This window comes from Rhizobium sp. YTUHZ044, assembly GCF_051123975.1.
Taxonomy (GTDB): Bacteria; Pseudomonadota; Alphaproteobacteria; order Rhizobiales; family Rhizobiaceae; genus Rhizobium.
This window is the reverse complement of record NZ_CP101426.1, coordinates 4,399,328-4,417,176: the sequence shown is the minus strand read 5'-3', so window position 1 is coordinate 4,417,176 and position 17,849 is coordinate 4,399,328. Positions and strand designations below refer to the sequence as shown.

General features: G+C 62.5%; 15 protein-coding genes. 5 read left to right on the top strand and 10 right to left on the bottom strand.

What is annotated here, in order from left to right; all coding sequences use genetic code 11:
• Positions 1 to 49 precede the first annotated feature (49 nt).
• Entirely contained in the window at positions 50 to 676 is a 627-nt protein-coding gene (locus NL154_RS21525; protein WP_064800202.1) for a ribonuclease D, read from the bottom strand.
• An 84-nt stretch (positions 677 to 760) separates the two neighbouring features.
• Complete coding sequence (locus NL154_RS21520; protein ID WP_210629673.1) at positions 761 to 1,570, bottom strand: MerR family transcriptional regulator; 810 nt, start codon at positions 1,568 to 1,570, stop codon at positions 761 to 763.
• Positions 1,571 to 1,735: 165 nt separating this feature from the next.
• On the opposite strand from NL154_RS21520, the gene NL154_RS21515 reads away from it, so the two are divergent.
• Positions 1,736 to 3,016, top strand: a complete 1,281-nt coding sequence (locus NL154_RS21515; protein WP_221156149.1) for a 4-aminobutyrate--2-oxoglutarate transaminase — start codon at positions 1,736 to 1,738, stop codon at positions 3,014 to 3,016.
• A 63-nt stretch (positions 3,017 to 3,079) separates the two neighbouring features.
• Positions 3,080 to 4,564: an NAD-dependent succinate-semialdehyde dehydrogenase gene (locus NL154_RS21510; protein ID WP_434733321.1), complete on the top strand. Its 1,485-nt coding sequence runs from the start codon at positions 3,080 to 3,082 to the stop codon at positions 4,562 to 4,564.
• Between the two features lie 43 nt (positions 4,565 to 4,607).
• Here the strand turns inward: NL154_RS21510 and NL154_RS21505 are convergent, their stop codons facing one another.
• Entirely contained in the window at positions 4,608 to 4,817 is a 210-nt protein-coding gene (locus NL154_RS21505) for a SlyX family protein (protein ID WP_210629676.1), read from the bottom strand.
• A gap of 180 nt (positions 4,818 to 4,997) precedes the next feature.
• Between NL154_RS21505 and uxaC the strand changes: the two genes are divergently transcribed.
• The gene (gene uxaC / locus NL154_RS21500) at positions 4,998 to 6,413 is read left to right on the top strand and encodes a glucuronate isomerase (RefSeq protein WP_434733320.1); all 1,416 of its coding nucleotides are present in this window, start codon (positions 4,998 to 5,000) and stop codon (positions 6,411 to 6,413) included.
• Positions 6,410 to 7,867, top strand: a complete 1,458-nt coding sequence (locus NL154_RS21495) for a mannitol dehydrogenase family protein (protein WP_221147653.1) — start codon at positions 6,410 to 6,412, stop codon at positions 7,865 to 7,867. The genes uxaC and NL154_RS21495 overlap by 4 nt, the downstream gene beginning before the upstream one ends.
• 226 nt (positions 7,868 to 8,093) lie before the next feature.
• Here NL154_RS21495 and NL154_RS21490 read toward each other — a convergent pair whose 3' ends face one another.
• The 7 genes from NL154_RS21490 to NL154_RS21460 all read right to left on the bottom strand — a co-directional run bounded on the left by NL154_RS21490 (position 8,094) and on the right by NL154_RS21460 (position 16,852).
• On the bottom strand, positions 8,094 to 10,544 hold the full coding sequence (locus NL154_RS21490; RefSeq protein ID WP_434733319.1) for a GcvT family protein: 2,451 nt from the start codon (positions 10,542 to 10,544) through the stop codon (positions 8,094 to 8,096).
• Positions 10,545 to 11,420, bottom strand: coding sequence for a phosphotransferase (locus NL154_RS21485; RefSeq protein ID WP_221147651.1), 876 nt, complete (start codon positions 11,418 to 11,420; stop codon positions 10,545 to 10,547).
• 99 nt (positions 11,421 to 11,519) lie between these two features.
• Positions 11,520 to 12,596: an ABC transporter ATP-binding protein gene (locus NL154_RS21480; protein WP_210629681.1), complete on the bottom strand. Its 1,077-nt coding sequence runs from the start codon at positions 12,594 to 12,596 to the stop codon at positions 11,520 to 11,522.
• 26 nt (positions 12,597 to 12,622) lie between these two features.
• Entirely contained in the window at positions 12,623 to 13,720 is a 1,098-nt protein-coding gene (locus NL154_RS21475; protein WP_210629682.1) for a Gfo/Idh/MocA family protein, read from the bottom strand.
• A complete protein-coding gene (locus NL154_RS21470; protein ID WP_405047683.1) occupies positions 13,720 to 14,607 on the bottom strand; it encodes a carbohydrate ABC transporter permease in 888 nt (295 codons plus the stop codon). Before NL154_RS21470 ends, NL154_RS21475 begins: the two co-directional genes overlap by 1 nt.
• Complete coding sequence (locus NL154_RS21465) at positions 14,600 to 15,559, bottom strand: carbohydrate ABC transporter permease (RefSeq protein ID WP_210629683.1); 960 nt, start codon at positions 15,557 to 15,559, stop codon at positions 14,600 to 14,602. Before NL154_RS21465 ends, NL154_RS21470 begins: the two co-directional genes overlap by 8 nt.
• Positions 15,560 to 15,565: 6 nt before the next feature.
• Positions 15,566 to 16,852, bottom strand: a complete 1,287-nt coding sequence (locus NL154_RS21460) for an ABC transporter substrate-binding protein (RefSeq protein ID WP_210629684.1) — start codon at positions 16,850 to 16,852, stop codon at positions 15,566 to 15,568.
• A 306-nt stretch (positions 16,853 to 17,158) separates the two neighbouring features.
• Here NL154_RS21460 and NL154_RS21455 point away from each other — a divergent pair, with 306 nt between their 5' ends.
• Positions 17,159 to 17,836, top strand: a complete 678-nt coding sequence (locus NL154_RS21455) for a TetR/AcrR family transcriptional regulator (RefSeq protein ID WP_210629685.1) — start codon at positions 17,159 to 17,161, stop codon at positions 17,834 to 17,836.
• The last annotated feature ends 13 nt before the right edge of the window (positions 17,837 to 17,849 follow it).

Below are 17,849 nucleotides of genomic sequence, written 5' to 3'. Positions count from 1 at the left end.
GGATCAGTTCACCCGCGACCGCAGACAGTGAAGATTGACGGCAATTCGCTCAGCTGTGAGCGAAGATATCGGCCTCTTCCCAGCCGAGCAGGTCGAGCTTGGCGCGCGTCGGCAGGAATGCGAAGCAGGCCGTGGCATGATCGAACCGGCCGTCGCGGATCAGGCGGGCCGTCAGCTTGTCGCGAAGCGCGTGCAAGTAAAGCACGTCGGAAGCGGCATATTCGAGCTGGGCCGGCGACAGCGTCTCGGCCGCCCAATCGGACGATTGCTGCGCCTTGGAGACATCGACGTCGAGCATTTCCTTGAGATTGTCCTTGAGGCCGTGGCGATCGGTGTAGGTGCGGCAGAGGCGCGAGGCGATCTTGGTGCAGAATACCGGGTTCGTCGTGACGCCGAAGGTATGGAAGAGCACGGCAATATCGAAGCGGCCGTAATGAAAGATCTTCTGGTGCGTGGGATCTTCGAGCAGAGCGACGAGATTGGGGGCCTCTTTCTGGCCGGCCGCGATGCGGATGATGTCGGCGGTGCCGTCACCCGGAGAAAGCTGGACGACGCAGAGACGATCCCGCCGCGGCACCAGGCCCAGCGTCTCGGTATCGATCGCGATCGCGCCGGTGTAGCGGGCCGCGTCGGCCGCGGAAATATCGCCTTCGTGATAACGGATGGTGGCGGCCATGAGACTGTCTTTCGTTCGGATATTCTCCACTCGCGCTATAGCGCAAAGGCACACATTGCGAAACTGCTTCCTGCTGCGGCTGGTTCAGAATGTCGGCGGCGTGTTGATCCAGAGAAGCACGGTTTCGCCATCGTGGCGGTTGCGCCAGGAATGGTAGCGGCGGCTTTCGAAATACAGTGAATCGCCCGGGCCGAGATCGAAGAACTGATCGCTGTCGAGCACCAGTTCCAGCCGGCCGGACAGGACATGCATGAATTCCTCGCCTTCGTGGCGATAGGCGCCCTCGCTGGCAGCGCCCGGCGCCAGCACGAAACGATGGCAATCCATCATCCTGCGGCCTTCGGCAAGCAACTGCACCGTAACCCCGGGGGTCGTTTCCGGCCAGGTGCGCCACTCGCCGGCGCGTATCACTGCCGGCACCTCCACGCTTTCCTCGCCGGAGAGGCGGGAGACGGTGGTGGCGTAATATTCGGCGAGGTCGTGCAGCGTCTTGAACCCGACGCCTTGCGAGGTGCGCTCCAGCGTCGAGAGCGTCGACGCGGTGATGCCAATATCACCGGCCACCTGATCGAGGGTCTTGCCTGCGGCGTGGCGGAGGCTCCGCAGTTTCCGGCCGAGGCCGGAATCCTGGCCGGGTTCGGCACTGTCCGCGGAGGGTTCCTCGCTCTCCAGCGCCTCTCGGATTGCTGCCGGATTGAGACCGCGCTCGACCCGGTACCAGGAGATGCGCTTCAGCCGCGCCACGTCGTCGGCGCTATATTGCCGATGGCCGGTTTCGGAGCGGCCGGGAACGACCAGGCCCTGGCTTTCCCAGAGGCGCAGCGTCGAGGCGGAGACCCCCGCCAGCCGCGCGGCCTCCGCTACCTTGTAGCGCACAGGCCCGTTGTCACTCATCAGCCAATACCCCGATTCTCGTTGCGCGAGCATTCATCAAATCGCGTGATGTTTGAAGCAAAAAATGCCGCTTGTTTTCTTGCAGAAAAAATGTAGGAATTTCCAGAGAATCTTACAGAACTTATGCAAGATAATTCCAAAAACCTTCAACACGGGAGCAGATCGATGACCGCGACAAGCCTTACCGACCGGAAGAACGCCGCGATTTCACGCGGCGTCGGCATGACTACCCAGATCTATGCGGATCGCGCAGAGAATGCCGAAATCTGGGACAAGGAGGGCCGCCGCTATATCGATTTCGCCGCCGGCATCGCCGTGCTCAACACCGGCCACCGCCACCCCAAGGTCATTGCGGCGGTCAAGGATCAGCTCGACCGCTTCACCCATACCTGCCACCAGGTGGTGCCCTACGAGAACTACGTCAGCCTCGCCGAGCGCTTGAACGCGCTGGTGCCCGGCGATTTCCAGAAAAAGACCATCTTCGTCACCACTGGCGCCGAGGCGGTCGAGAACGCCGTCAAGATCGCCCGTGCCGCGACCGGCCGCTCGGCCGTCATCGCCTTCGGCGGCGGCTTCCACGGCCGCACCTTCATGGGCATGGCGCTGACCGGCAAGGTCGTGCCCTACAAGGTCGGCTTCGGCGCGATGCCCGGCGATGTCTTCCATGTTCCTTTCCCCGTCGAACTGCATGGCGTCTCCGTCGATCAGTCGCTTGCGGCGCTGAAGAAACTCTTCGCCGCCGATGTCGATCCGCAGCGTGTCGCAGCCATCATCCTCGAGCCGGTGCAGGGTGAAGGCGGCTTCTATCCGGCGACCGCAGCCTTCATGAAAGCCCTGCGCGAACTTTGCGACCAGCATGGCATCCTGCTGATCGCCGATGAGGTGCAGACCGGTTTTGCCCGCACCGGCAAGATGTTCGCGATGGATCACCACGAGGTGGCCGCCGACCTGACGACGATGGCGAAAAGCCTCGCCGGCGGCTTCCCACTTGCTGCCGTCACCGGCCGCGCCGAAATCATGGACGCGCCGGGGCCGGGCGGGCTCGGCGGCACCTATGGCGGCAATCCGCTCGGTATCGCCGCTGCCCATGCCGTCCTCGACGTCATCAAGGAGGAGGATCTCTGCAACCGAGCGAACCTGCTCGGCGGGCGGCTGAAGCAGCGGCTGGAATCCTTGCGTGAAAAGGTGCCGGAGATCGCCGATATTCGCGGACCGGGCTTCATGAACGCCGTCGAATTCAATGACCGGAGGACGGGATTGCCGAGTGCTGATTTCGCCAACAAGGTGCGGCTGACAGCGCTCGACAAGGGGCTGATCCTGCTCACCTGCGGCGTCCATGGAAACGTCATCCGCTTCCTCGCGCCGATCACCATCCAGGACGAGGTCTTCGGCGAGGCGCTCGACATTCTCGAGACCTCGATGCTGGAGGCGAGTGCCGCCAGCTAGCGCCGATCGAACCCGGATTTCAATGGCGCCGGCGATCGGCAGCCGCTCCCAAGGAGATATGATATGGCTTTCACTACCGCACTGACCAGGCACATTGCCTTTTCCTCGCCGCTGCTGCGCGATGCCGGCTATATCAACGGCGTCTGGACGACGTCGGGCGACGCCGCAAAGACCTTCGACGTTCTGAACCCGGCAACCGGCGAGCTGCTCGCCTCCCTCCCCGATATGGGCGCAGCCGAAACGCGGGCGGCGATCGATGCGGCCTATGCTGCCCAGCCGGCCTGGGCTGCCCGCCCCGCCAAGGAACGCAGCCAGATCCTGCGCAAATGGTTCGACCTGATCGTCGCCAATGCCGACGCGCTCGCGGCGATCCTGACGGCCGAAATGGGCAAGCCCTTCCCCGAAGCGCGCGGTGAGATCCTTTATGCCGCCGCCTATATCGAATGGTATGCGGAAGAGGCCAAGCGCATCTACGGCGAGACGATCCCGGCGCCTTCCCAGGATAAGCGCATGATCGTCATCAAGCAGCCGGTCGGCGTCGTCGGCACGATCACACCGTGGAATTTCCCGGCGGCGATGATTGCCCGCAAGATCGCCCCGGCGCTTGCCGTCGGCTGCACTGTCGTCTCGAAGCCGGCCGAGCAGACTCCGCTGACGGCGATTGCCCTCGCCGTGCTCGCCGAACAGGCCGGCATTCCCGCCGGCGTCTTCAATCTGATCGTCGGGCTCGACGGGCCGGCAATCGGCCGAGAGCTCTGCGGCAATGAGAAAGTGCGCAAGATCAGCTTCACCGGCTCGACGGAAGTCGGCCGCATCCTGATGCGGCAATGCGCTGACCAGATCAAGAAGGTGAGCCTGGAGCTCGGTGGCAACGCGCCGTTCATTGTCTTCGACGATGCCGATCTCGACGCCGCCGTCGAGGGCGCGATCGCCTCCAAATATCGCAATGCCGGCCAGACCTGCGTTTGCGCCAACCGCCTCTATATCCAGTCCAGCGTCTATGACGCCTTTGCCGCGAAGCTTGCCGCCAAGGTCGCCGAGTTGTCGGTCGGGGACGGGTTCAAGCCCGGTGTCGAGATCGGGCCGCTGATCGACGAGCAGGGTCTTGCCAAGGTGGAGGATCATGTCGGCGACGCGCTGGCCAAGGGCGCCAAGGTTCTGACCGGCGGCAAGCGCATCGACGGCGCCGGCACCTTCTTTGCGCCGACGGTGCTGACCGACGTGACCCGCGGCATGACGGTGGCGCGCGAGGAAACCTTCGGGCCGGTGGCGCCGCTCTTCCGCTTCGAGACGGCCGAGGACGTCATCGCTCAGGCCAACGACACCGAATTCGGCCTGGCCGCCTACTTCTATGCCGGTGACCTGAAGAAGGTCTGGCGGGTGGCGGAGGCGCTGGAATACGGCATGATCGGCATCAATACCGGGCTGATGTCATCCGAGACGGCGCCCTTCGGCGGCATCAAGCAATCCGGTCTCGGCCGCGAGGGCTCCCGCCATGGCGCCGACGATTATCTAGAGATGAAATATCTCTGCATTGGCGGCGTCTGATCGGCCCCTGTACCGAGAGCACGCGGCATTCCGCCGCGTGTTTTCAATAATGCGGCGGACGAGTGATGGCCGGCGCGTCCAGCGACTGCTCCTCCAGCGACAGGAAGCGTTCTGTCAACCGTTCGAGCTTGGTGCGCATCTGCTCCACGCTCTTCCATTGTTCGGCGAGCTGATCGGAAAGCTCCTCGATCGTCTTTGCCTGATGGGCCAGCATTTCCTCCAGCCGGGTGATGCGGTTGGTCTCGTCGGACATCGATCCTCCTTTGCCGACACCGGCAGAACAGATGGTTCTCCCAAACCGGAAATAGGCCGCCGCGTCAATGTTTTCGATCCCCGGCGCGGCCATGCGCAAAACTGAACCGTTTGGTTACTGAAAGACCTTGCCGTGCCCGATGTAGTGGGGTAGGCCCTAATCCATCAGGGAGGAATACTGATGGATGCAGGCAACGGCTTTCTTCATCCGGACCGGCTCTTTCCGGCCGACCCGGCGACACGGACCATCGCGCGAGACCTCTACGAGACGGTGCGCAATCTTCCGATCGTCAGCCCGCATGGGCACACCGAACCGTCCTGGTTCGCCGACGATAAGCCTTTTGAAGACGCCGCTTCGCTGCTGGTCATTCCCGATCACTATCTTTTCCGCATGCTGCACAGCGTCGGCGTCACCTTGGACGAGCTCGGTGTTCCCAGGCTCGACGGCAAGCCGGTGGCTGAGGGGCGGGCGATCTGGCGGACCTTTGCCAAGCATTACCATCTCTTCCGCGGAACGCCCTCGAGCCTCTGGGTTGATCATGCAATGTCGGCCGTGCTCGGCTGCACCGAACCGCTGACGGCGGATAATGCGGATGCGCTTTACGATCACATCAATGCCCAGCTCGCCCGTCCCGAATTCCGCCCGCGGGCGCTGCATCAGCGATTCGGCATCGAAACGATCGCGACGACCGAAGGTGCGCTCGACCCGCTTGTCCATCACCAGAAGATGGCGGCGGAGGGCTGGATCGGTAAGGTGCGCACCACCTACCGGCCGGACAGCGTCACCGATCCTGATGCCGTCGGTTTCCGCCACAATCTCCTCAAGTTCGGAGAAATCACCGGCGCCGACGTGACGAACTGGGACGGCCTGATCGAGGCGCATCGGCGCCGGCGCGCCTATTTCCGCAAGTTCGGCGCGACTGCCACCGATCACGGCGTGCCGACAGCCTTCACCGCTGATCTGCCGCTGGCCGAAAAGCAGGCGTTGCTCGACAAGGCATTGAAGGGCCCGCTTTCGGCTGTTGAGGCCGAGCTTTTCCGCGGCCAGATGATGACCGAGATGGCCGGTCTCTCGGCCGAGGACGGCATGGTGATGCAGATCCATGCCGGCTCGCGACGCAATACCGACAGCGGACTCTTTGCCACCCGCGGCCCCAATATGGGCGCCGATATCCCGACACGCACGGACTGGGTCGGCGGCTTGAATGCGCTGCTTTCCAAATATGGCCATGCGCCGGGCCTGCGCATCCTGCTTTTCACGCTCGACGAGACGACCTATGCGCGAGAGCTGGCGCCGATGGCCGGCCATTGGGCCTGCCTGATGGTGGGTCCGCCCTGGTGGTTCCATGACAGCCCGCTCGGCATCCGTCGCTATCTCGACCAGGTGGTAGAGACGGCCGGTTTCGCCAATATGGCAGGTTTCAACGATGACACGCGGGCGCTGCTGTCGATCCCGGCCCGCCACGACGTCTGGCGCCGTGAAGTCTGCCGCTTCCTCGCTCAACTCGCAGCCGAGCATCGGATTTCCGGGAAGGAAGCCGAGATCGTGGCGCGCGAACTCTCCTATGACAATGCAAAGAAGGCCTACAAGCTGTGAGCGACAGACTGCAGAACGTGACCGGCCTTGCGCCGACGGCGAAGCTTCCCGCCTATAACAGGAATGCGCTGAAGGCTGGCATCCTGCATCTCGGCCCGGGCGCCTTCTTCCGCGCCCATTTCGCGCCCTTCACGGATGCTGCACTCGCAGCAGCCGGCGGCGACTGGGGCATTGAGGTGGCGAGCCTGCGCACGCCCGATGTCGCGGACAATCTCTCCGCCCAGAACGGGCTTTATACGATGCTGATCCGCGATACATCAGGCACGACGGCCGAAGTGATCGGCTCGATCCTGAAGGCGCATGTGGCGCCACGCGATCCGGCCGGCCTGCTGGCGCGGCTCGAGGACCCTGCCATCCGCATCGTCAGTATGACGGTCACGGAAAAGGCCTATGGCTTCGATCCCGCAACCGGCGGCCTCGACCTCAAGCATCCCGATGTCGTTGCCGACCTCGCCAATCGGCATGCGCCGCGCGGCGTCATCGGCTATCTCGTCGAAGGACTGGCGCGCCGACGGCAGAAGGGCATCGCCCCCTTTACGCCGCTCAGCTGCGACAATCTGCCGAGCAACGGCGCCGTGCTGAAACGCCTCGTGCTGGAATTCACTTCGCGCATCGATGCCGACCTGCATCGCTGGATCGAAGCGAATGTGCCCTTCCCCTCGACGATGGTCGACCGCATCACGCCGGCAAGCACCGAAGCGACCTATGCCGATGCCGAGCGGCTGACGGGCCGCACCGACATGGCGGCGGTCGAGACGGAACCCTTTACGCAATGGGTCATCGAAGACCATTTCGCCAATGGCCGTCCGGCCTGGGAAAAGGTACGCGGCGCGCTGATGGTCGAGGAAGTCTCGGCTTACGAAAAAATGAAGCTCAGGATGCTGAACGGAGCCCATTCGCTGCTCGCCTATCTCGGTTATATCGGCGGCTATGAATTCATCCGAGACGTTATGGATGATGCCGGCCTGGCGGCGCTTGCCTACCGCCACATGCACGCGGCGGCGCGCACACTGGACGCGGTGCCGGGCATCGATCTCGATGACTACGCCAATGAATTGATAGCACGCTTTGCAAATAAGGCGATCGCGCACCGCACCTATCAAATCGCCATGGACGGCACGCAGAAACTGCCACAGCGGCTGCTGGAGCCGGCATGCGAGGCGCTTGCCCTTGGCGACCGGGCGGAGACCTACGCGATCGCCGTCGCGGCGTGGATGCGTTATGCGACCGGCGAACATGGCAATGGCGAGCGCTATGAGCTGCGCGATCCCCGCGCTGCTGAGATCGCCGCGCTGATTGCCGACGTCCCGCGCACCGGCCCGGCGATTTCGGCGGCGCTCTTCACCCTCCCCGGCCTTTTCCCGGCGGCTTTGACCGGACATCGGGCCTGGACGCAGGATGTCTCGGACAAGTTGGAGATCCTAATCCAGGACGACCGGCTGCCGCTGTTTTAAGAAGTGTGAGTCTTTTCGGCAAAAGAGAGGGTGTGCCACACGGCATACCCTCTCCTCCGTCATCGCTGTGCTCGTCACAGGGATCCAGTGCGCCCAAGTCCCTGGGCGCGGGGAACTCTATTCAGGCCGTGGGAAGTCATTCACCGCGCAGACGCGCGGTGGCTGGATTCCTGTGACGAGCACAGGAAGTTCGGGGTTGCTCTTTCTTCTCCGCCATACCGCATGGTCAAGCCTTCACCCGCATCATATCGGGATCGTAGAGCGGCGCCAGCGACACCTTGCAGGGAATGCGCTCCCTGGCGACATCGAGTTCATAAGTGCCGGCGAGAACGAAATCCTCCGTCACGCCCTCCGGGTCGCGGACATAGCCGTAGCCGATCGCCTTCCCAAGCGTATAACCGAAGCCGCCGCTCGAGAGCCAGCCGACACGTTTGCCGTTGCGATAGATGGTTTCACGGCCGAGCAGCACGGTATCGGGATCGTCAGGGACAAAGCAGGCGAGGCGCTTCTTCACGCCGTCCGCAAGCTGCCGCTCGATCGCCTCGCGGCCGCGGAACGGAATGTTCTTCCTGATCTTCACCGCCCAGCCGAGGCCGGCCTCGACGGGCGTATGGTCGGGGCCGATATCGGACCCCCAGGCGCGATATCCCTTTTCCAGGCGGCAGCTCTCGATGGCTCGGTAGCCGGCATTGACAAGCCCGAGCTCGCCGCCTGATGCCATCAGCACGTCATAGGCCGTGGTCGCATATTCGATCGGGACGTGCAGTTCGTAGCCGAGCTCGCCGACATAGGTGATGCGTAGCGCCCGCACTGGGCAGCCCGATATGCCGATGGTTCTGACCTGACCGAAGGGGAAGGCGGTATTCGAGACATCGCTACCTGTCACCTTTTCCAGCACCGCGCGTGCATTCGGTCCCATCAGCGACAGCACGGAATAGGCCGAGGTGACCTCGACCAGCTCGGCGTGCATCTCCGCCGGAATATTGCGGGCGATCCAATTGAAGTCGTGGGTGGCGAAACCGGTGCCGGTGACGATGTAATATTCGTCCTCGGCGATGCGGGCGACGGTCAGATCGCATTCGATTCCGCCCTTGTCGTTCAGCATCTGCGTGTAGATGAGCGATCCCACGGGCCTTGCAACATCGTTGGCGGCAATCCAGGAGAGCGCCGCCTCGGCATCCCTGCCCTTCAGCACGAATTTGGCGAAGGAGGTCTGGTCGAAGATGACGGCCGCCTCGCGCACCGCCTTATGCTCGCGGCCGACGGCATCGAACCAGTTCTGCCTGCCGTAGCTGTAGATATCCTTCGGCTCCTCATTGGCGAAGAGATCGGCAAACCAATTCGGCCGCTCCCAGCCGAGCTTTTCGCCGAAACAGGCGCCTTGCGCCTTCAGCCGGTCATAGAGCGGCGATTTGCGGCAGGGGCGGCCGCTCGAATGCTCCTCGAAAGGCCAGGCCATGGTGTAGTGCTTGCCATAGGCTTCGAGCGTGCGGGTGCGCACCCAGTCGGTATCGAAGTGCGGGCGACCGAAGCGGCGGAGGTCGACCGGCCAGAGATCATAGGGCGGCTCGCCCTTCGTCACCCATTCGGCGAGCGCCATGCCGGCGCCGCCGGCCGAGGCAATGCCGAAGGCGTTGAAACCGGCGCCGACGAAGAAGTTCTTCAGCTCCGGCGCCTCACCGAGAATGAAGTTACCGTCAGGCGTAAAACTTTCCGGGCCGTTCAGCAACTGCTTGACGCCGACATCCTCCAGCGCCGGAACGCGGCCGAGCGCTTGTTCCATGATCTGCTCGAAATGGTCGAAATTGCTATCCAGCAGCGTGTAATGGAAACCCTCCGGGATGCCCTGCTTCGCCCAGGGAATGGGATTGGGCTCATAGCCGCCCATGATGATGCCGCCGACCTCCTCCTTGTAATAGGTCAGGCGATCGGGATCGCGCAGCGTCGGCAGGTTGGAGGGCACGCCGAAGGATTCGGTGATGATATATTGGTGCTCGACCGAGACCAGCGGCACGTTGACGCCGAAACGCTGGCCAAAGGCACGCGTCCATTGGCCGGCGCAGACGACGACGCGCTCGCATTCGATACGTCCCTCGGCGGTCACAACGGCGCGGATTCGTCCCTTGTCGATCTCGAGGTCGAGGACTTCGGTATCCTCGAAGATCGAAACGCCTGCTATGCGGGCGCCTTTCGCCAGCGCCTGGGTGATATCGGAAGGATTGGCCTGACCGTCCGTCGGAAGGAAGGCGGCGCCGACGAGATCGTCAATCGTCATCAGCGGCCAGAGATCGAAAGCCTCCTGCGGCGTCAGCAACTGCATTTCGAGGCCGAAGGACTGGGCGGTGGTCGCCTGGCGCTTGACCTCCGTCCAGCGCTCCTCGTTGCAGGCAAGGCGCAGGCCGCCGTTCATCTTCCAGCCGGTGCCGAGGCCCGTTTCCTCTTCCAGCCGCTTGTAGAGATCGACGGAGTAGCCGAGCAACTGGGTGATGTTGGCGCTGGTGCGCAGCTGGCCGACGAGTCCGGCGGCATGAAAGGTGGTGCCCGAGGTCAGCTTCTTGCGTTCGAGCAGCACGGTATCGGTCCAGCCGAGCTTGCCGAGATGATAGGCTGTCGAGCAGCCGATGATGCCGCCGCCGATGACCACGGCCTTTGCCGTCTTCGGTAATTGTCTCGTCATTTATGGATCCTGTTCAAAGGCTTGATAGGCGCGCTCGAAGCGCGCCAGATTCTCGGCCGTATAGGCGGCATAGTCGAAATCGATGGTGGAGTGGATTTCCGAAATCATGCTCCAGAGCGTCTCGCGCAGCAGCGAGGCGCATTTCATCGCGCCGTAGCGGCGGCTCAGCTCATCGGTCAGCGGCCGGTCGAAATAGCTCTCGAGCATCATCTGCTCGGCGGCTTGCGAGAACTCGTTGTTGGAGGCCAATCCGCCGAGATCGAACAGCGGCGTGTTGAAGCCGGCATAATCCCAGTCGATCAGCCAGAGCCGCTTGCCGTCATCGAGAAAATTGGCGGCCAGCAAATCGTTATGGCCGAAGGCGATCTCGAACGGCCCTGCCGCTGCTTCCAGCATCTCGGCCTTGCCGATCAACGCCGGCAGCAGCGGAAGGTGGAGGCTGCCCGATTCCTTCAGGCTAGCGGCGTAATCGCGGATGACGTGGAAGACCCAGAAGATCATCGCCGGGCCGCGGAAATGCCGCGCGATGTCATGGTGGCAGGCGCGCAGCAGCGGCACGACCCGGGCCAGCATGTCAGGTGCCCTGATATCCTCGGGCGACAGCGCCCGCGCCTCGACATAGTCGAGCACCAGCACCCCGGGCGAATGGTGGATGACGGCAGGCGACAGGCCGGCGGCATGCGCCGCGCGGCTTGCGGCAAGCTCGTTCTGCCTGATGATGTGGTGGATCGGAATATCGGCGCCGAGTCTCACCACGCAGCGCACGACGGCATCGCTAACCAGATAGTTCCTGTTGGTGATGCCACCGGATATTGGCGAAATTTCAATCGGACCCTGCCAGATGCCAAGCGCATGAATCCTATCCTCAGGCGTCATGCTATCCCCCTTGCGGCGCTTGCAAAATGATGGGGCAGAGCGGGATAGGCTGTCAAGCCGCGGCGCGCGTCCTTCCGGACGCGCGAAGGGGCTATAGGGTCAGATCGTCTTGCCGGCAGCGTCGAAGACGTGGCAGCGGGCCGGATCGAAGAAGGCCTGCACATTGGTGCCACGCTCGACCTTCTGCTGACCGTCGAGGGCAATCGTCAGGAGCTGTCCGTCCGGCGTCGTCGTATAGAGCATGGTGGCGCCGCCGAGATTTTCGACGAGATCGACATTGACGGTCGAAAGCGTGATGGTGCCCTGCGTGAGGGACAGATGCTCGGGGCGGATGCCGAAGGTGACGGCCTCGCCGGCCTCGCCCCTCAGCCGGCGCGGCAGGCGGACGGAATTGCCGCAGACATGAATACTGGTTTCGGCCCCGCCGACCTCTTCGATGCGCGCCTGCAAAAAGTTCATCTTCGGGCTGCCGATAAAGCCGGCGACGAAGCGGTTGGCCGGGTTGTTGTAGAGATCGAGCGGCGCGCCGACCTGCTCGATGCGGCCGGAATTCAAGACGACGATCTTGTCGGCCATCGTCATCGCCTCGACCTGGTCATGGGTGACGTAGATCATGGTGTTGCCAAGCTGCCGGTGCAGGCGGGAGATCTCGACACGCATCTGCACACGCAGTTCGGCATCGAGGTTCGACAGCGGTTCGTCGAACAGGAAGATGCGTGGCTCGCGCACGATGGCGCGGCCGATCGCCACGCGCTGGCGTTGGCCGCCGGAGAGCGCCTTCGGCTTGCGCTCCAGCAGCTTCTCGATCTGCAGGATTTCGGCGGCGCGCTTCACCTTCGGCTGGATCTCGGCCTTCTTGTAACCGGCCGTCTCCAGGCCGAAAGCGAGGTTCTTGTAAACCGACATGTGGGGATAGAGCGCATAGGACTGGAAGACCATGGCGATGCCGCGCTTGGCCGGCGCCACCTCGTTCATGCGCTCGCTGTCGAGCAGCAGCGCCCCACCGGTGATCTCCTCGAGGCCGGCGATCATGCGCAGAAGGGTCGATTTCCCACAGCCCGAGGGGCCGACGAAAACGACGAATTCGCCGGGATCGATCGCCAGGTCGATGCCATGGATCACATCCAGCGAGCCGTAGCGCTTCTCGACCTTCTGAAGAACGACACTGGTTGCCATCGTCTCAAAACCCTCTCTTTTGCAGGTTACTTCGTTCTTGCGCGCCAATCGGCGTATTTGGGACTGTCGGGACCGACCGGCAGCGGCACTTCGGCGCCGCTGTCCGATGACTGGTAGATGGCGGTGACGAGTTCCAGCGCGCGGCGCGCATCCTTCGATGTCACCGGCAACGGCCCCTGGCCGCTGAGGAAGGCATGGAACTGGCCCATCTGTGTGGTGAAACGCGGCGCGACGGGCTGCCAGTCGCCGACCACCCGATCGATCTTTTCGCGGACGTCATCGTTGGCGGCGATGATTTTCCAGGGATCCTTGCCTGGCGTGTAGGGTTCGTGCGTGCTTTCGAAGGTGACGTTTTCAAAATGCAGTCTCAGCCGGCTGATCTGTTCCTGCGAACCGAGCGTGCAGGACAGCGAGACGAAGGCGCCGTTTTCCATCAGCAGGCTGGCGGAGGCGCAGTCCTCGACCTCGATATCGTTGACACGGGTGGCCACCCGGCCGAAAACCCTTGCCGCCGGGCCCATCAAATGCATCAGCATATCATGCAGATGCAAGGCATGGGTGACGAGCACGCCGCCAAGCTCCGTCGCCCATTTGCCGCGCCAGGGCACGGCGTAATATTCGGGCTTGCGCAGCCAGAAGGTTTCGACAGATGCCGTATAGGGCTTGCCGGCAATGCCGGCATCGATGATCCGCTTGGCCTTCTGGATGCCGTCGCCGTAGCGGTACTGGAAGATCGGCATCAGCACGCCTTTGGCGGTTTTTTCCGCCTCCATGATGGTATCGACCCCGGCAAGGGAGCCCGTCAGCGGCTTTTCGCAGACGACGTGCTTGCCGGCCGCCAGGGCCGCGACCACCTGTTCCAGATGGATGCCGGGAGGGGTGCAGATATCGATGATGTCGATCGTGTCGTCGGCCAGCAGCGCCTGGAAAGAGGTGGTGCGGCGTTCGATGCCGAACTCGTCGCCGACGGCCGCCAGGCGTTCTTCGTTCAGATCGCAGATCGCCGTCACCTTGAACTTGTCGGAATGCGGCAGATAGCCTTCGACAATATGCGAACGGCCGATGCCGCAGCCGACGATCGCGACGGTCTTGATGCTCATGTCACTCTTTTCCACTACTGCCATCAGCGTTTCATGCCGGTCGTGGCGATGCCTTCGATCAGCAGGCGTTGGAAGAACAGGAAGAAGAAGAACACCGGCACCAGCGTCAGGGTCGACATGGCGAAGAGACCACCCCAATCCGACGCGCTGGTGGAATCCACGAAGGTGCGCAGGCCGAGCTGGATCGTGTAGGTGTTCATGTCGTTCAGGTAGATCAGTGGTCCGAAGAAATCGTCCCAGGTCCAGATGAAGGAGAAGATGGCGGCCGTTGCCAGCACCGGCAGCGACAGCGGCAGCATGATCTTCCAATAGATCCGCCAGGCGCTGCAGCCATCCATCATCGCCGCCTCGTCGAGTTCACGCGGGATGCCGCGGAAGAACTGCACCATCAGAAAGATGAAGAAGGCGTCGCTTGCCAGGAACTTCGGCACGACGAGCGGCAGGATGGTATTGACCCAGCCAAGGTTGAGGAAGAGCACATATTGCGGGATCAGCGTCACGTGATAGGGGATCATCAGCGTGCCGAGCATGATCGCGAACCAGAAATTCCGGCCGGCAAAACGCAGCCGCGCAAAGGCGAAGGCCGTCAGCGAACAGGCAATGACATTGCCGGTAACCACCAGCAGCGAGATGACGAGCGAATTCCAGAAGAACCGGCCGAAGCTGACATCGAGGCCGACCCAACCGCGCGCATAGGACGAGAAATCGATCGAGGACGGAATGAGCGAGGTCGACGAAAAGATCTCGGTTTCCGGCCTGACCGATGCCGAGACCATCCACAACAGCGGATAGAGCATCAGAAGCGAGGCGGCGATCAGCAGGGCGTGGATCATGAGTGACCCGGGCAGGCTGCGTTTCGTGATGTCCGATGGCGGCCTGGCCGCGGTGACGGGAGCGGTCATCTCAGTCATCGTAATGCACCCAATAACGCGAGGTCAGGAAGGAGAAGGCGGTGAAGATCGCGATGATCACCACCAGGATCCAGGCGAGCGCCGAGGCGTAGCCCATGCGGAAATTGCCGAAGGCTTCCTGATAGAGGTAGAGCGTGTAGAATAGCGTCGAATTGATCGGCCCACCCGTGCCGCCCGATATGATGAAGGCCGGCGTGAAGGCCTTGAAGGCTTCGATCGTCTGGACGACGGCGTTGAAGAAGATCACCGGCGTCAGAAGCGGCAGCGTGATCTTGTAGAATTGACGGAATTTCGAGGCGCCGTCGAGACTTGCCGCCTCATACATATCCTGCGGGATCTGGCGCAGGCCGGCGAGGAAGATGATCATCGGCGAACCGAACTGCCAGACGGACAGCGCCACCAGCGTATAGATCGAATAGTTCGGATGCGAGATCCAGCTTGGTCCTTCGATGCCGATCTGGGCGAGCGCGGCGTTGACGAGGCCGTCGCTGGCGAAAAGCTGGCGCCAGAGCACGGCGATCGCCACGCTGCCGCCGAGCAGTGACGGCAGGTAGAAGATGGCGCGATAAAAGGTCAGCCCGCGCAGGCCGCGGTTTAGCGCCATGGCGACCAGCAAGGCAAAGGTCAGCTTGAACGGCACCGAGAAGACGACATAAGTCAGGGTGACGTGCATGGCGGCGGAAAATTTCGGATCCGCCGTGGCGATGCGCACGTAATTCGCAATTCCCACCCACCGCGGCGACTGCAGCATGTCGAAGTCGGTGAAGGAGAGGTAGAGCGAAATCAGGGCCGGCCCGAGCGTCAGCCCGAAAAAGCCGATAAGCCACGGAAGGAGGAAGAGATAGCCGGGCGCGTTGGCGTTCCAGAGACGCCTGAAGCGTCCCTCGGCCACTGCGCCTTGATATCTTTCCACTGGTATGGCCCCTGCGGGCGTGCGCATCGCATTGCTCATACGGGATCAGCCTCGTGCGAGAATCTGCGTGATTTCATCAACAAGTTGTTTGCCGCCATCGGCGGGAGATAACTGCCCGAACCCGACCTGTTCGGCGATGTTGCGCAGCATGAGTTCGCCTTCACCGGCACCGGCCGGCGGGGGCGGCGGCAATTTGCCGGCGAGGTCGCCAAGGCCGCTGACATATTCCAGCGGGACCTTGCCATTCTCGTCGAGCTTAGCTGCTACGACCTCGCGCATGGCAGCGGATTCCGGGATGCCGCGTTCGACGTCGAGCAGAACCGCTGCCTCGGGATTCTTGACGAAGAAATTGACGTAATCGACCGCCAGGTCCACGGATTTCGACTGGGCCGAAACCGAGAAGAACATCGACGGCTTGCGATAGTGGCCGCCCTTCGAATCCGGCTTGATGCGCATGTAGTTGGTCAGTGCCAGCTTATCCTTGTTCATTGCCTGATAGGCGACGAACTGGTTGGAATGGGCAAAACCGGCCGCAGCCTTGCCAAGCGACACCGTGTTGGTTTCGATATCGTTTTTGTCGAGAGCCTGGATATCTGCCGGAACGCAGGCGCCGGACGCACGGAACTTGGCCCACATGTCGTACCATTCCGAGGCGTCATCCACGTCGAATCCGATCTTGCCGTCGGCGGTATAAAGCGCCTTGCCGCGCTGGCGCAGCCAGTTTTCGAACAGTGGTTCGCCGCCGCTGCCGTCGGCGATGCCGAACATGCCCTTGCGCTTGCCTGCCTTGGTAATCTCAGCACCCATGCGACCAAATTCCTCCCAGGTGGTCGCCTGGGTCGGCAGATCGACGCCGGCCTCCTTGAAGGCAGTGGTGTTCAGCACCGTCGCAGCCGAGTTCGCGCCCAGGCTGACGCCGTAGAGATGGCCGTCGACGCTGCCGCCTTCAATTTGCGCCTTGTCGAAATCCCCGAGATCGAGCTTGGCAGGCATATAGGATTCAAGCGGGGCGAGCGCGCCGCGCCGTGCATATTGGACGATGTAACGGTAATCCATCTGGATGACGTCCGGCGCGTTGCGGCCCGCGACCTGGGTCGCAAGGCGCGGCCAGTAGTCGCCCCAGCCCAGGAACTCGCCGGTGATCGACGTCCCCGGATTCTTGGTCTGATAGAGCTGCGATACCTTGTTGGTGCGGTCGGCGCGCGGCTGCGAGCCCCACCACAGGAGACGCAGGCGCTTTTCCTGTGCCAAGGCGCTGGTTCCGAGCGCCGAGAGCGACAGAAGCGCGGCGCTTCCCGCAACGAAATTACGCCTGCTTACACGTAGAGTCATTTCTTTCCTCCTCCAAAGGGAAGCGCCTCCACACGCTTCCAAACTAGTTTCGCTTGCGCAAATAACTAATTGGTTACAAGCTACGTGCAAAGCGGCAAGGCTGTCAAGCGGTGTTGGCCAAAGCATGATGCCGAACGTGTAAGCGAGCGGACGACATCCTGCTCTCACTGCTTAAGTGGGAGCAGGATGATTTTGGGGGCTAACAGGCCTCATCATCCTGTTTCAGCAGGGGCCTTTCCAAATTCGGTTTTTACAATTTCGCACCGAAGGCTTATGAGCGCAACATGTGACGACAGGGGTGGAGCGATGAACGATAGCGGGGGAAATAACGGAAAGAAGCAAGCCCGGCGACCGTCGATGGAACGGACGGCCCAACGCGATCCGGAGCGGACACGCGCGGCAATCCTCGATGCGGCAACCCGGGAATTCGCCGAAAACGGCATGGGCGGCGCCCGCGTCGACGCCATCGCCGAACGGGCCGGCACCAACAAGCGCATGCTCTACCACTATTTCGGCGACAAGGAGCAGCTCTACCTCAAGGTGCTCGAAGAGGCCTATGTCGGCATCCGCACGGCCGAACGCGCGCTGCATATCGGCGACCGCAGCCCCGAGGAAGGCATCGGCGAACTGGCGCTCTTCACCTGGCGTTATTTCCTCGAGCATCCCGAATTCCTGAGCCTGCTCGGCACCGAAAACCTGCATCGCGCCCGGTGGCTGCGCCAGTCCGTCCGGCTCAAGGAACTGCATTCGCATCTGATCGGCGAGCTGTCGCAGGTGCTCGAGCAGGGCAAGAAACAGGGTGTCTTCATCGAGACCGCCGATCCCCTGCACGTCTATCTGACGATCGCCTCGCTCGGCTATTTCTATCTTTCCAACCAGTACACGCTTTCGACGATCTTCGGCCGCGACCTGATCGAGCCGGCCAATCTCAGTGCCTGGGAAAGGCATATCGTCCACGTCACCCTCGCCTCGATCAAGCGCTGAACACTGAAAGCAG